The 15,513-nt window shown below is 46.7% G+C and carries 12 protein-coding genes; 5 read left to right on the forward strand and 7 right to left on the reverse strand.

The genetic code is table 11. From position 1 onward, the window contains the following. Positions 1-2: 2 nt before the first annotated feature. From XMM312_RS06420 to nhaD, 3 genes are all read left to right on the forward strand, one after another. The gene (locus XMM312_RS06420; protein ID WP_173480865.1) at positions 3-623 is read left to right on the forward strand and encodes a glutathione S-transferase family protein; all 621 of its coding nucleotides are present in this window, start codon (positions 3-5) and stop codon (positions 621-623) included. A 162-nt stretch (positions 624-785) separates the two neighbouring features. After that, on the forward strand, positions 786-2,543 hold the full coding sequence (locus XMM312_RS06425) for a DEAD/DEAH box helicase (RefSeq protein ID WP_173488901.1): 1,758 nt from the start codon (positions 786-788) through the stop codon (positions 2,541-2,543). A gap of 182 nt (positions 2,544-2,725) precedes the next feature. Beyond that, positions 2,726-3,970 (forward strand): sodium:proton antiporter NhaD, encoded by a 1,245-nt coding sequence (nhaD, locus tag XMM312_RS06430; RefSeq protein ID WP_173488902.1) that lies wholly within the window; start codon positions 2,726-2,728, stop codon positions 3,968-3,970. Positions 3,971-4,188: 218 nt separating this feature from the next. Here the strand turns inward: nhaD and XMM312_RS06435 are convergent, their stop codons facing one another. From XMM312_RS06435 to XMM312_RS06465, 7 genes are all read right to left on the reverse strand, one after another. After that, the gene (locus XMM312_RS06435; protein ID WP_371743471.1) at positions 4,189-4,467 is read right to left on the reverse strand and encodes a GIY-YIG nuclease family protein; all 279 of its coding nucleotides are present in this window, start codon (positions 4,465-4,467) and stop codon (positions 4,189-4,191) included. Positions 4,468-4,490: 23 nt separating this feature from the next. Beyond that, positions 4,491-7,391 (reverse strand): hybrid sensor histidine kinase/response regulator, encoded by a 2,901-nt coding sequence (locus tag XMM312_RS06440; protein ID WP_173488904.1) that lies wholly within the window; start codon positions 7,389-7,391, stop codon positions 4,491-4,493. A 241-nt stretch (positions 7,392-7,632) separates the two neighbouring features. Beyond that, complete coding sequence (cysG, locus tag XMM312_RS06445; protein ID WP_173480860.1) at positions 7,633-9,066, reverse strand: siroheme synthase CysG; 1,434 nt, start codon at positions 9,064-9,066, stop codon at positions 7,633-7,635. A 10-nt stretch (positions 9,067-9,076) separates the two neighbouring features. After that, complete coding sequence (locus tag XMM312_RS06450; RefSeq protein ID WP_173488905.1) at positions 9,077-9,700, reverse strand: phosphoadenosine phosphosulfate reductase family protein; 624 nt, start codon at positions 9,698-9,700, stop codon at positions 9,077-9,079. Next, on the reverse strand, positions 9,697-10,176 hold the full coding sequence (locus XMM312_RS06455) for a DUF934 domain-containing protein (protein ID WP_173488906.1): 480 nt from the start codon (positions 10,174-10,176) through the stop codon (positions 9,697-9,699). Before XMM312_RS06455 ends, XMM312_RS06450 begins: the two co-directional genes overlap by 4 nt. Then, positions 10,163-11,818 (reverse strand): nitrite/sulfite reductase, encoded by a 1,656-nt coding sequence (locus tag XMM312_RS06460; RefSeq protein ID WP_173488907.1) that lies wholly within the window; start codon positions 11,816-11,818, stop codon positions 10,163-10,165. Before XMM312_RS06460 ends, XMM312_RS06455 begins: the two co-directional genes overlap by 14 nt. Positions 11,819-11,850: 32 nt before the next feature. Beyond that, positions 11,851-12,636 (reverse strand): sulfite exporter TauE/SafE family protein, encoded by a 786-nt coding sequence (locus tag XMM312_RS06465; protein ID WP_173488908.1) that lies wholly within the window; start codon positions 12,634-12,636, stop codon positions 11,851-11,853. A 230-nt stretch (positions 12,637-12,866) separates the two neighbouring features. Here XMM312_RS06465 and cysD point away from each other — a divergent pair, with 230 nt between their 5' ends. Together cysD and cysN are read left to right on the forward strand one after the other, a co-directional pair. Further along, positions 12,867-13,784 carry a sulfate adenylyltransferase subunit CysD gene (cysD, locus tag XMM312_RS06470; protein WP_173480855.1) on the forward strand — a complete coding sequence of 306 codons (918 nt, stop codon included), beginning with the start codon at positions 12,867-12,869 and terminating at the stop codon, positions 13,782-13,784. A gap of 10 nt (positions 13,785-13,794) precedes the next feature. Continuing rightward, positions 13,795-15,450, forward strand: a complete 1,656-nt coding sequence (gene cysN, locus XMM312_RS06475; RefSeq protein WP_173480854.1) for a sulfate adenylyltransferase subunit CysN — start codon at positions 13,795-13,797, stop codon at positions 15,448-15,450. The last annotated feature ends 63 nt before the right edge of the window (positions 15,451-15,513 follow it).

Below are 15,513 nucleotides of genomic sequence, written 5' to 3' on the forward strand. Positions count from 1 at the left end.
AGATGATCGATTTCTACACCTGGGGCACACCAAACGGCCATAAGATCCGAATCATGCTTGAAGCCTGTGGTTTCGAATATCAACTCCATAGAGTCGATATTCTTAACGATGAACAGTTCAAACCTGAATTTCTAGCCATCAGTCCCAACAATAAGATACCCGCCATCGTTGATCATGATGGTCCTAATGGCGAGGCTATCTCCCTATTTGAAACCGGTGCTATCCTGCTCTATCTCGCCGAGAAAAGTGGCCAGTTTATGCCCACAGAACCTAAAGCCTACTGGCAAGTGATGCAGTGGCTAATGTGGCAGATGGGTGGATTTGGACCTATGCTTGGACAGGCACATCACTTCAATAAATTTGCACCGGAACCTATCCCCTACGCGGTTGATCGCTACTGCAAAGAGGCGCATCGTCTTTGGGGTGTTCTGGATAAACAATTGGAAGGACGCGACTTTGTTTGTGATCAACTGTCGATTGCTGACTTCGCAATCTTTCCATGGGCAAATCGCTTTGAATTTCAAAAAATAGAACCTGATCAATACCCCAATGTGGCCGCTTATATTGAGCGAATGAAGTCCTTTGACTTTGTCTCTAAAGGGCTAGAGATGCCTAGCACATAATGTTCAGGCCCGCTTTCATGGCGGGCCTTTTTGTTGTTTAAAAAATAAACAGCTGGCTTATTAGCCTAAAGTCTGTATAATTTGCGCCTCTTTCAACGATCCTCCACCTGCTTTTGACTTATGGGCCGCGGGTAACGGGATCCCCTAAAAGCAGGAAATCTGATGTCTGATACTGATCAGCCGATCACATTTAGTGATCTTGGCTTAAGCACGCCTATTCTCGACGCACTCTCTGACGTAGGCTATGAAACACCTTCTCCTATCCAAGCCGGCGCTATTCCAGCCCTTCTTGATGGCCGTGATATTCTAGGGCAAGCGCAAACGGGTACTGGTAAAACAGCCGCCTTCGCTCTGCCGCTTCTACAGAACGTCGATACTAGCAAGATCCACCCACAGGTATTGGTACTTGCTCCAACTCGCGAACTCGCCATTCAGGTAGCTGAAGCCTGCGAAAAGTACTCTAAGTACATCCCTGGTCTACGTACACTATCAATCTATGGTGGACAGGGTTACGACACACAACTTCGCTCTCTACGTAAGGGTGTGCATGTCATTATTGGTACACCAGGCCGTGTCATGGACCATGTTCGTCGCGGCACTCTTAGCCTAGACAAACTAAAGTGTTTGGTACTGGATGAGGCGGATGAGATGTTACGCATGGGTTTTATTGACGATGTAGAGTGGGTGCTTGAACACACGCCACCTACTCGTCAGATCGCACTCTTCTCGGCGACGATGCCACGTGAAATTAAAACGATCACTGAGCGTTACCTACAAAACCCTGTGCACGTAAAGATTCAAAGCAAGACTGAGACAGCCAGCACCATTCGCCAGCGCGTTTGGGAAGTTCGTGGCCTCTCTAAGTTCCAAGCGTTAACTCGCCTACTCGAAATGCATGAGCACGACGCAGCACTGATCTTTGTTAGAACTAAGACAGCGACTGAAGAGCTATCAGAACAGCTTATTCAGGCAGGCTTCTATGCAGCTGCACTGCACGGTGACATTCAGCAAGCACAACGTGAACGCGTTGTAGGCCGTCTAAAGTCTGGCAAACTTGATGTTGTCGTGGCGACCGATGTCGTAGCACGCGGTCTGGATGTTGAGCGTATTAGCCACGTTATTAACTTCGATATCCCTTACGATGTTGAGTCTTACGTACACCGAATTGGTCGTACAGGACGTGCAGGTCGTCAAGGTGATGCGGTTCTTTTTGTGACTCATCGTGAGCGCCGCTTGCTTAAGTCGATTGAACGCCACACGCGTTCAACACTTGAAACACTTGAACTTCCCGATGCTAAAGCTCTGAACCAATTGCGTTCACAGCGCCTAAAAGAGCGTCTTGTTAATGCGATTGATAAACCACAGACGGCTGACTTCCATAACCTGATCACTGAACTAGTGACAGAGAGCGGTATCACAGCCTCTGCCCTGGCCGCTGCTGCACTTCAGCTTATCTACAAAGATAAGCCCTTCTATCTTGATGAGAAAGAGCCCAGCTTTAAAGAGCGCCCACGTCGTGAACGCTCTGATCGTGGCGAGCGCGGTGAAAGAGGTGATCGTAAACCTCGTCGTGACTCTGGTGCAGACGAAGGTAAGATCCGTTACTGGATCGGCGTTGGCCACCAACAAGGCGTTAAGCCGGGTAACATTGTCGGTGCGATCGCAAACGAAGCGAACATCAGCAGCGATCTGATTGGACGCATCAGCATCAGTGAGAACTTCTCAACGATTGATCTTCCAAATGATCTTAAGCATGCACAATTGAAGAAAATTGCCGATGCTCGCGTCTGCGGCAAGCAGTTGTCGATTCGTCCATGGCAGGATGAGATGTCAGGTAAGCCAACGCGTCGCAAAGGACCACCGCGCGACCGCAACAGCAAACCTAAAGGCAATCGCAAACCTCGCGCAGAAAAAGCCTAGTGGCATCCGATACTCAGTCTAAGGAGGCTGAGTATCCTCCTTTACCCAAGCATAAGCTTATTCAAAACCATTCTTAAAAACCCACCTTTTACGTTGATTTATTTATAATCAAATGCAACTAAAGTAGTAAAATGACGATCCTTGAGAGGCATACCTTTGCCAAATTCAGATAAGGATTATCAATGCTCCACTATACTCTCATCGCCTTTGCTCTGATTGCTCTGTTAGCCATTGTGTTTGAAGAGCTGATTCATCTGAACAAAGCGAAGTCGACTCTGTTTCTAGGCACGCTCTCTTGGATATTGATCTTCCTGTTTCCTGAACAAGGTGTTACGCCTGAACAACTCAGGGATATGCTCAATGAAAACCTTTTAGATATCGCAGGGCTTTGGCTATTTTTAATGTCCGCGATGACCTTTGTCGCCTTTTTAAACCATCAAGGACTGATTGAGACGCTTATATATCGTCTACTACCCAGTCAAATCAGTGAACGCAAACTCATCTTTCTGGTCGGCATCTTCTCATTTGTCTTCTCAAGTCTCTGTGACAACATCACGGCCACCCTGGTATCCATTGCCTTGGTACTCTCGCTTGGTTTAGAGAGGCGTAAAACCCTTAGACTCTCTGTGCTTGTTGTATTTGCTGTCAACTCCGGTGGTGTATCGCTGATTACCGGTGATGTCACCACATTAATGGTATTTCTAGCCGGCAAGGTAGAGATTACCGACCTACTGCTACTTTCATTACCAGCCTTCCTAAGCACCATGCTGTTAGCGGCCATGCTCTCTAGACCCTTGGTAGGTCAGGTGATAATTACCCCTACCCCTCGCAAAGACGACAAGGTCGGCAAAGTCATTGCGGTTATTTTTCTTTTAACCATTATTTCGACCATTATTCTCAATATTGTTGCGGGTATCCCACCGGTTTTGACCTTCCTTTTTGGACTGTCCACCATGTTTCTGCTGGGCCGTTTTCTCTATGAAGAGGATACTCGTGAAAATCTATTGGACTACGTTAGACGCATCGAGTTCGATACATTGATGTTCTTTTTGGGCATTTTGCTATTGGTGGGGATGCTCAAAGAGATTGGAACCCTAGACAGTTTAGTAGGCATCTATCAGGTCCTACCCATCACCGTTGCAAACTTTGCGATGGGTGTCTTCTCAGCCTTTGTCGATAACGTACCTTTGACAGCGGCACTGCTTAAATCTGGAGTAGAGATGTCAAAAGCCGAGTGGTTATCCTTAACTTATTCTGTGGGTGTTGGGGGTTCGCTGTTGGCAATTGGGTCAGCAGCCGGCATCGTTGCAATGTCTAAAGTGGATATCCTAAATTTCGGAAGTTATGCACGCTACGTCGTCTATCTATCGATTGCGTTTTTAGTCGGTTACCTTAGCAGTTATCTTTTAGGTAGCTATTTCGTCTAACGCCTAATGAAAACGGGCGACACTCTTACTGTTAACCATAACTTCTAAACAGTGAGTTGCCGCCCGCTTGGCCGAAAGCAATATTTCGACTCCTAATACCCTTCAAACCCGGGCCAGGTAAGCCAACCGCTGGATATCAGCTTCAGACTTTTCACTATTCAGTTTAGACCCATGGGTCTGGAGTTCAACTGAAAAAAATTCCATTCAGTTAGCTAAGATTATCCTAACTGACACGACCCTATTAATTGAGTTTTTTGCTGTAAAGTCATCCGCTTAATTGCGTATTCGCGCTGGCTAGCACTTGAACGATCTGCATGTTGCTCATGCCAGATAAGCTCCACAGGTTGTCTAGCTCGTGTGTATTTAGCGCCCCCAACCAGTTCACCATTGTGTTGACGGAGTCGTCTAGTGAGATCCGTGGTAACGCCTGTATAGAGGGTATTATCGGAACAACGAACGACGTAAACAAACCAGTGAGACAAGCCAAACGCACTCAATAAAGATTAGAGCCTAGATATAATCACACCCTTAGCTGTAACTGCAACAGAGCGTTTTGCAAAGATTCTGATGTGATCGGTTTACCCATAACGACATCAGCGCCAGCCTTTAGCAACAGATCTCGTTCGTTACCGACCGTTGCGGCGGTTATTCCTAACACCTTCACATCACTTCCTGTCGCACGAATCGCTTCGACCAACTCATAACCGTTCATCTCCGGCATAAAGATATCCGTTATGATCAAATCCCATTTCTGTTCATTAAACAGATCTAGAGCCAGCTGGCCATTTTCCACAAGAACGGGGTTAGCCCCCAATTTTTGCAGTAAGTTTTCACTAAGCTTTCTGAGCATCAAATTGTCTTCTGCCATCAAAACACTCAACCCCTCTAGTGAAACCATCGATGCCGTCTCATCCGGGGTTGCAGGCTGCTTATGCTCAACCGGCATATTGATTGTGAAGCAAGCACCTCCTAGCGCCTCACTCTCTTTTACATTGAGAGTCCCGCCATTAGCTTGAATGATCTCACGACAGATTGAGAGCCCTAATCCGGTTCCATCCGCATCTGTATCACCTCTTTCAAAGGGTTCAAAAATCGACTCATACTGAGAGGTAGGAATACCACGACCATCATCTTCAACAGAGATACGAAGCTGATGCATAGTCCCCTCATCGGCTGATGAAGGAGTAATTACTTCGACCTGAACTTGAACCATACCTCCTTGCCCGTGCACAACGGCATTCTTAACCAAGTTGGTTAAAACCTGTCGAATACCCCGCTGATCGAGATTGAATTGATGACCTGCCATATCATTCGATTTAACCGAGCATCGAATCTGTTGATTATCGAGCATCGTTTTAAGTGGTATCAGTGATCGCTCTACTATCTCTATAGGACGAGCATTAGAGAGCTCTCTCCCTTGAATCAGTTCTGGTTCAACCACCGATCGTAAATCATCCAATACCGCTAGCAGATGCTGACTGGTAGAGCGAATATCACCAAGTGACTCTGTAATCGCCGCATTGTCCGCTTCCAACATCATATTCAGTGCCGCAGCCGGTGTTCGAAGTTCATGACCAATCACAGCAAACATCTGTTTCTGTTTTTGCAGCGTCTCTTCTAACCGTTTAACAGCGAGGCTGCGCTCAGTAAGCGTAACCTCCAGTTGATGCCTTAGCAGAACATCATCTGTACGATTGATGACTGCGCCGCTAAACCCCTGCAACACACCCTCTTTCACTTCAGGGCGGGCATTCAACTCAAGGTAACGCCTCTCTCCAGAGGGGAGTAACAACTCTCTCTGAATCTTTTGAAAGTTGTTTGATTGCCAATTGAGGAGTCGATTTTTAAGCTGATCCTTTCCACTATCCGCAGCGATACGTGTGTTGATATCCTCTTGAGTAATTGTTGGATACTGATCTTTAGGGAGATCATAAAGGGATCTAAAGACATCATTCGCCGTTACGACACCGTTAATCAAGTCACTGTGAAAGAGTCCTATATCACCATATTCAGAAACATCGTTAAGCTGCTGCAGTACTTTTTCAGTCCGTTTGACCGACTCTGCAAGTGCCAGCTCCTTCTCTTTAATATCCGTTACATCCTGTGACAGCTGAATTCGAATCAGTTCACCCTTTGCATTGGTGTGCTCCGCAATCGTCGAGTTTCTAACCCATTTAGTTCTATTCAACGCCTCTATGTAGAGCGGGTACTCAACGACCGCTCCTATTTGAGCAAGCGCGTCTGTAATTTGATTGCGATATCTAGGCTCAGTAGCATTTAATCTAGCCTCACCGACCAATGGAGCAACATTCTCATTAGGGGGTTCAATTATCCAATGAGCCGTCTGATGATTAACGTTCTCCTCTATTAGCGCTAATTTAGAGGTGGTTAATGCTAAATGGAGTTGTCTGTCTAGAGCCTCTATCTTGGATAGCTGACGATTTCGCACAGTTAACTGATACCAAATCCACCAGGCAAACAGAGCTGACAACAGTGCAACAATCAATAAGAGTAAGCCGATGTATGACTGAACTTGCCTCTCGGTAAATATAGAGAGAGGCTCATTGATGATTGTGACCGACCCCTTAAGATTCGACATATCAGCCTGCCAACGCCTTAACTCGTTATAATCCAAAATGAAGCGTTTTTGAGGTGGTTCAAACCCTTCAGATTGACCGTAAACCAGCTGTGCTATCTTTTGGCCCAACTCTCTAGAAGGAGTCATATATCCACCCAATCCACCAGCCTTTAGACTTGAGCTCTGCATCGATATCAAAGGGGCCACATCAAGATCAACGATCTGTTTAATTAGCTGTATCGGCAATCCATCACCCGAGATCGAACCAGCACCACGCCCTACCCATAAAATGACTCGATCTGCAGGAAGCTGTTTTAATCTGGATAGGGTCTCATCAAAACTTAACGACTCATCAAGTAGGGTTAAATCAAACTGATCGGCAAAGTTAAAATCCCATAGATCTTCAACCTCTACTCGTCGAGAGGCTGGAGCGAGCACAACCAACTCTTTGATGTTTGGAAATAACCTTGGGATTGAATCCAGCGTTTTCCCTAGATCAAACAGCTCCCCTTTCGAAAATCCGGGAAGTGCAGACATGTTGGTGTTAACAGAAACAACATCAATTGCATTGGGTTGCTTACTGGAGAGACCCTGCGCGACTCGCAGGGCAAAATTGCCTTCGGCTATGATCGTCGCGGGTAGTTTAGGGTAATTTTTATAAAGGGAATCGATATTGTGACGAAGGTAATCCGGCTCACTTCTGAAAGCATCCAATCGGTGGATGTAAACCTCTTTTGTAAATAACTCAGATTGATTAACCAGTAGCTGATACTGTTCATCAATAAATCCCTGAAAAACCTCTTGCTGAAAAGGGATCTGTTCGTGGCCAGTAAACAGAATCATTATCCGATTAGGATCCACTGGCTTATGGGACGCCGAAGTCGCTGTTAATGGGATTGAGATCAGTAGAGAGAACAACAACTGGGATTTAGCTTTTGCAAAATATTTGCAAAACGCGACGCATAAATAAAAACAAGAGTTCAGCATGAATAATCCAACACCTAACCTAAACAGTTTCGAGCATCATTAACTTTGATGCCTATCTACTGTGGGTTAAGCAAAAGCCATGCCAACCTACAAACTATTAAGCGGAAAGTTGCTGTACCTGCTCTAAAGCATGATTAGCCTCTTGATGAACCTCACCAAACCAGGCCAGTTCTGAGTGAAGCTTAACCACCTCGCCGACGATGATGATGGATGGCGCGGGAAGTTGGGCACTCTCTTGTAGGTCGGATATCGTCGACAAGGTTCCGGTTAACACTCTTTGATCCTTACAGGTACCACGAGAGACAATGGCGACCGGTGTAGAGGCTGAACGACCCGCACCCATCAATCCCGCAGAGATTTCTGGCAAAGTGTGCAATCCCATATAGAAGACCAGCGTCTCATTCGTAGCTAATAGATCTGAGAAATCCAATTCTGCTTGTCGGCTCTTTAACTGCCCGGTTACAAATCGAACGGATTGAGCAAAATCGCGGTGAGTTAAAGGAATACCCGAGTAACTACTGCAGGCACTGGCCGCTGTAATGCCTGGCACTACCTGAAAAGGCACTCCCTGCTCTGACAAGGTTTGAAGCTCTTCACCGCCACGGCCGAAGATGAACGGATCCCCCCCTTTTAGGCGGACCACTCGCTTACCCTGTTTCGCATGTTTGACTAGCAGCTCGTTAATCCCCTCTTGTGGCAAGGTATGTTGATCACGGCGTTTACCCACAAAGATTAAATCGGCATCTCGACGACAAAGATCCACCACCTCCGGTGAGACCAAGGCGTCATACAACACCACATCGGCCTGCTGCATCAAACGCAGTGCTTTAAAGGTCAGTAGTTCAGGATCCCCTGGCCCTGCGCCGACCAGATAGACTTCACCCATTGGTGCTTTATCTTCGGCCGCTTCAATCGCTGACCTAAGTAACTGCTCAGCCTCATCTTGCTGTTCTGCAAATACCTTTTCGGCGACAGGGCCTGACAGTATCTTCTCCCAAAATAGGCGACGACCATCAACGGTGGAAAATTTCTGTTTCACCTGCTGTCTAAACCGTCCCACCAATGCACCTAAGTCGGCATAGCCTTGAGGGATGAGAGTCTCCAGTCGTGCTCGAAGATTTCTCGCTAAGACCGGTGCTTTACCCGCCGAAGAGATACCGACAACGATTGGGGATCGATCGACAATAGCCGGAAAGATAAACGTACAGAGTGCAGGACTGTCTACAACGTTGACCGGAACATTAGCAGAACGCGCGTCAAAAGAGATCGACTCATTGAGCGACTGATAATCGGTCGCGGCGACGACCAAGACTCTGCCTTGCAGTAGAGATTTACGATACTTACCTAGCTCAACCTGACCACCCTTCTGCTCAACCAGCATTTTCACCTCTTCACACACCTCTGGTGCTATAAGATGAATGAGCGCGCCAGCACGTGTTAATAGCCGTGCTTTACGCAAAGCCACGTCGCCGCCACCTACCAGTAGAACAGGTCGGTTTTTAAGATCAAAAAAGAGCGGTAAATATTCCATAAGAGTGGCTCTACAGTTGCGTATGAAGCCCGCACTCACGGGTCTCTAGCGCTTTAGTTGGATCAAAATAGTCATGCTCATTCGGCAAATTGTGTTCTAGCAGATAGGACTCAAGTTGAGCCTCTGTCAGCTCAAACAGTGGCGCCACCTTCAGCACACCATCTTTTGATTGGCTTAAGACGTCCAGTGACTGTCTAAACTCAGTCTGATCTTTTCGAATGGCGTTAAACCAGACGTCCGGCTTCAGATCAGTAAGAGCCCGCTGAAATGGCTCGATTTTGACCTGCTGTGTAAAGGTTTCATGCAGTGGGCTATCCACGTCAGGGATGCCACCCATGACCACATTACGATGCGCTGCTGTTTGTGCTGGCACATAGGTAATCACATTCAGATTTAGGTCTTGGATTAGCTTTTCGGCGAAGCGGTAGGTCGCCGAGGTGTTGTAACCTGAGTCAACCCAAAGCACTTTAATATCCGGTTTAATGGAGGTCACTAGATGCAGAATGACCGACTCATAGGGACGAAAATTGGTCGTAATAATCGGGTTATCACCCTGCTCTAGTGCCCACTCGACAATCGCTTGAGGGGTTGCACCGGCGAGTTGTTGATTAGCCTTATTAATATCTAAGCTCATAATGTCTGCCTATAGATAGGTTGGTCGTTTCGCGCATCAGCCTGATAGTGCACGGAAATTTCTTGATAGGCTGTTTGGGCTTGTTCAGCATCGATCGGAGCCTGCAACAGCACCGAGTCAAAGCCACACCGATAGAGATAATCCAGTCGATCACGGCTCACCTCACCGCTGGCACGTATCTCACCCTGGAAACCCTCTCGACGTATCAGGCGAGCAAAACTGAAGCCTCTACCGTCGCGTAGCGCTTCAAAATAGATTTCAACCAGCGATACCTGATTTAAATGTGGAATCAGATCATCCAGTGACTCCTCACTGCTGAGTCTGACGCCTAATCGTTCCTGAGGTTGTGCAATCGTCACTTGCTGAAGAAGCTGAGTGAATGGCACAACGATGGATGATTCTGTAATGTCTGAAAACGCTTCCTGAAAAACCCAAGGATCATCACTGACTAAGGTTTTATGCTTAAGCAACGGCATAGACTCTCTCCTTAAACGGCTCAACACCTAGTCGGCGCACGCAATCGATAAACAGCTCATCACCCTTTCGTAGTTCCACATAGGTTTCCAGAAGACGCTTTAACGTATCGGCCACCTCATCAGCAGCGACAGCGCGTCCCAGCACTTTACCCAGTGATGCATCGGCTTCGCTCGATCCTCCCAGTGTGATTTGATACCAATCCTCACCCTTCTTATCGACACCTAGGATACCGATATGGCCCACATGGTGATGGGCACAGGCATTAATACATCCCGACATATTGAGGCGTATATCACCAAGATCATGCAGATAATCAACATCATCAAAGGCATCATTAATCTGCTGAGCAATGTTCAGGGTTTTTGCATTGGCCAAAGAACAGAAATCAAACCCAGGACAGACAATCATATCGGTTAGCGTGCCGATATTGGCACGAGCTAAATTTGCATCACTGAGCGCTACCCAAACGGAGTACAAGTTTCTCTGATCAACATCGGCCAATAGAAGATTTTGATGATGCGTTGAGCGAATCTGTCCAAAGGAGAAACGATCCGCCAACTCTGCCACCAGATCCATCTGCAAGGCTGTGATATCCCCCGGCGCCCCTAACTGCGGCTTAAGGGAGACGGTCACTGCACGATAGCCAGGCACTTTGTGCTGATGCGTATTTCTCTGATACCAGTGTTTAAACTCTGAATGGGTCTCTAGATAGTGATCCAATGTCGTGTCAGCAGCCGCTTGAGCGTTGTAGTCATGTGGCGTGAAGAAGTCACTGACCCGTTCAATCTCCTCTTGAGTAATTTGCAAATCACTCCCTTTGAGATGCTGCCACTCCTCTTCGACAAGATCACGAAACGCATCAGCACCCAGCGCATCAACTAATATCTTAATTCGAGCTTTGTACTTGTTATCACGACGCCCCTTTAAGTTATAAACCCTTAGGATTGCCTCCAAGTACGAGATCACCTCATTAGCGGGTAAGAACTGACGAATCACCTTACCTATTTTCGGTGTGCGCCCTAAACCACCGCCAACTAATACCTCGAAGCCTAGCTCGCCTTGAGCGTTCTTAATGAGGTGCAACCCAACATCATGAACTTGAGTGGCTGCACGGTCTTCTGGCCCTGAGGTAATGGCGATCTTGAATTTTCGTGGAAGATAGGCAAATTCAGGATGCAGAGTCGACCACTGTCGAATCAGCTCACACCAGGGTCTAGGATCAGAAATTTCAGTTGCGGAAACGCCAGCAAAGTGATCAGTGGTCGTATTTCGAATACAGTTGCCTGAAGTCTGGATCGCATGCAGCTGAACCTTTGCGAGATCCGCCAAAATATCAGGCACCTCTTCAAGTTTTGGCCAGTTAAATTGAATATTGGTACGCGTCGTAAAGTGACCATAGCCTCTATCATATTTTCTAGAGATCGCAGACAAAGCTCTTAACTGAGTCGATGTCATCGTTCCATAGGGAATAGCCACCCTAAGCATAGGTGCCTGTCTCTGGATATAGAGACCATTCATCAGACGGAGTGCCAGAAACTCGTCATCACTCAAGCGCCCTTCTAAATACCGCTTGGTTTGATCGCGATACTGTTCAACACGCTCATCAACGATCTTTTGATCAACGTCGTTATAGATATACATCGTCTACCCTAACCCTTTACTGAAATATTCTTTTAAACCGCTAAAACGAAACGGATACCTATCGCCATCAACAGACTGCCGATGATCGGCTGCATCAATTTAGGAGATAGATTCGCCCCTAATCGACTGCCTAACCAAACCCCGGGCAGTGAGCCCACTAATAGGTAGGCCAAAAGCTCCAAATCCACTGTACCCATATGCATGTGACCAAACCCTGAGAAAGCCGTAAGCACAACGGCATGGACTAAGTCCGTTCCAACGATCGTACCCATAGAAAAACGGGGATAGAGTAAGATCAGCATGGCGGTTCCAAGCGCACCTGCCCCTACTGATGAAAGTGTGACCAACCCACCTAAAAAGAGACCACATAACACCGTTAGATAGGGACGCAGCTTTACAAGTGTTTGCGCAAAAGGCGTATCGGACTGCTTGTCTGAAAAACGACGAATTGCCTCACGAAAGAAGACTGCAATAGAGGTGAGTAACAGAGAGATTCCAAGCGTTAAGTTGATGGTTGATTCGAGAGTTGCCACCGAATCAACCTGACTGAGGAGAATCAGCGTCAAAAATGAGCTTGGCAAACTCCCCAACAACAGCAATGCCGCTACACGCCACTCGACCAACTGTCTCTTTGCGTAATTAATGATGCCACCCGCTTTAGTAAATGCTGCGTATAGAAGGTCCGTACTCACAGCCACTATTAAAGGCACACCAAAACCGACAATTAATATAGGCGTCATCAACGCGCCACCACCTATACCGGTCAAACCAATAACGAAACCAACCAAAAGGCCAGCAAAAGAGTATCCAAATTCCATGTGGTTGCTCCGTTATAAAGATAAGAATATAAATTACGAAATGGAATATATATACCTTTCTATATAACTCAAAATAATATTTAGTCGTAATATTATCCGAATCAGTTATATAGCTAATATTTATAGATGATAAATTTTATATAACTAAAACTGCTATCTTAATTTTTATATATTCTTTTGGGTTATATAAATTGGTATGCATAATGCGTTTTCGAAATTAAGGAGGCGCTATGAATCTTATTAGCTCGGATCGTTTGACCCATCTCAAACAGCTTGAAGCAGAGAGCATTCACATCATTCGTGAAGTGGCTGCTGAGTTTAATAACCCTGTTATGCTCTACTCTATCGGTAAAGATTCATCAGTCATGCTGCACTTAGCCCGTAAGGCTTTTTACCCTGGCAATCCTCCTTTTCCACTGCTTCATGTCGATACCACTTGGAAATTCCGAGAGATGATCGAGTTTAGAGATCAGATGGCAAAAGATGCGGGTATGGAGCTGTTGGTTCATATCAATCAGGAGGGCGTCGATATGAACATCAACCCCTTTGTCCATGGGTCCGCAAAACATACTGACATCATGAAGACTCAAGGCCTTAAGCAGGCTCTAAATAAGTATCAGTTTGATGCCGCATTTGGGGGTGCTCGTCGTGATGAAGAGGCGTCTCGCGCCAAGGAACGCGTCTTCTCATTTAGGGACCAAAACCACCGTTGGGATCCAAAAAACCAGAGGCCAGAGCTGTGGAATATCTACAACACTGAGATCAATAAAGGCGAGAGCATTCGTGTCTTTCCTTTATCGAACTGGACAGAGCTAGATATCTGGCAATACATATACTTAGAGAATATTTCTTTAGTACCACTTTACTTTTCTAAGCCGCGTCCAGTGGTTCAGAGAGATGGCATGACCATCATGGTCGATGATGAGCGTTTACCACTTAATGACGGTGAAGTACCTGAACAAAAATCGGTCCGTTTTAGAACCCTAGGCTGCTATCCATTAACGGGCGCCGTTGAATCTACAGCCACAACACTGCCTGAGATCATTCAAGAGATGCTATTGGCTACCACCTCTGAAAGGCAGGGCCGCGCTATAGACCATGACGGTGCAGGGTCCATGGAACAGAAGAAAATCGAAGGATATTTCTAGGATAGATATTATGAGTCATCAATCATCCCTTATTGCCAGTGATATTAACGCATACCTTGAGCAGCACGAGAATAAAGAGCTGCTCCGTTTTATCACCTGTGGCAGCGTCGATGACGGCAAGTCCACTTTGATTGGCCGCCTGCTTCACGACTCTAAAATGATCTATGAGGACCAACTTGCTGCCATCAATAAAGAGAGTAAGCGTGTTGGCACAACCGGCGATCAACCTGATCTAGCGCTGTTGGTCGATGGCCTTCAGGCCGAGCGTGAACAAGGCATCACCATTGATGTCGCTTATCGTTATTTCTCTACTGCAAAACGTAAGTTCATCATTGCCGACACACCCGGTCATGAGCAGTACACACGAAACATGGCGACCGGCGCATCAACAGCGGATTTGGCGATTATTCTGGTCGATGCCCGATACGGCGTTCAGACACAGACACGTCGCCACAGCTACATCGTTTCCCTACTGGGTATTAAACACATTGTCGTCGCGATCAACAAAATGGATCTCGTAGAGTTCGATCAGAATCGTTTTAACGAGATTCAGGCAGAGTATCTCGCTTTGGCCGATAAACTGGGCTTATCCGATATTCACTTCTGCCCTATATCTGCACTGCAGGGTGATAATGTTGTCGATCCATCCATCAACACTCCCTGGTACTCAGGTCCAACCCTTATGGAGTTGCTAGAGGATGTAGATACTGGACGTGCAACGTCTGAGGCTTTTCGCTACCCCGTACAGTATGTCAGTCGCCCTAACTTAAACTTCCGTGGCTATGCAGGAACCATCGCATCAGGCTCCATAGAGGTAGGTCAAGAGGTCAAAGTCCTTCCCAGTAATAAGCAATCCAAGGTTAAATCGATCGTTACGATGGATGGGAATCTTGAACGTGCTTTCGCTCCGATGGCCGTCACGCTGACGCTTGAAGATGAAATCGATATCTCACGAGGTGACACTCTGGTGCTGGCGAATGATGAGGTCGAGCCCATTAACGCCTTTAGAGCCAAACTGATCTGGATGGACCAATCTCCCCTTAAGGTAGGCAACAACCTTCTCATTAAAACAACAGCAGCGAAATCCTCTGGTCGAGTCACTGATATTCATTTCAAAGTGGATGTGAATAGCCAAGAGGCCTTGCCTGCAGATTCATTGACGCTTAATGAAATTGCCGAAGTCAGTCTGCAACTCGATCGCGCGATTCAGATGGATCCCTACCTAGAAAATGGTTCGACCGGATCCTTTGTTGTTATTGACCGCTTAACCAATAGAACCATTGCCGCGGGCATGATGGTTGACGCTGAGCAGCCGATTGAGAACAACGAAATACACTCTGAAACGGTGGTTGATGCTAGCCTTCGAGCTCGTCGCCTAGGCCATAACGCTCTGATTGTTGGACTACCGAATGTCACAAATTCGGTGCTGTTCACTCTGGAGAAACGTCTCTTCGATAGAGGCCTTCTACCGGCGGTGAGCAGCCGACTAGACGATGCAGTACTGTTAAAAGAGGCAGGACTCGTTGTTCTCAGTACTATCGAGGATGGAAGTGATATTGTCATTGGACCGCATGCAAACGCTGAGGTTTATCTCGATATCACCCTACCGACCGAAAAACAGGTAGATTTGATTCTGCAGTCACTGACTGAACTAAAGTTACTTTAGCGACGTCTAATTGACCTGAAACAACCGTTGATACTGGGTTATAGAGGCGGTTTAGGGTACACT

The organism is Marinobacterium sp. xm-m-312 (genome assembly GCF_013283295.1).
Lineage (GTDB): Bacteria > Pseudomonadota > Gammaproteobacteria > Pseudomonadales > Balneatricaceae > Marinobacterium_E.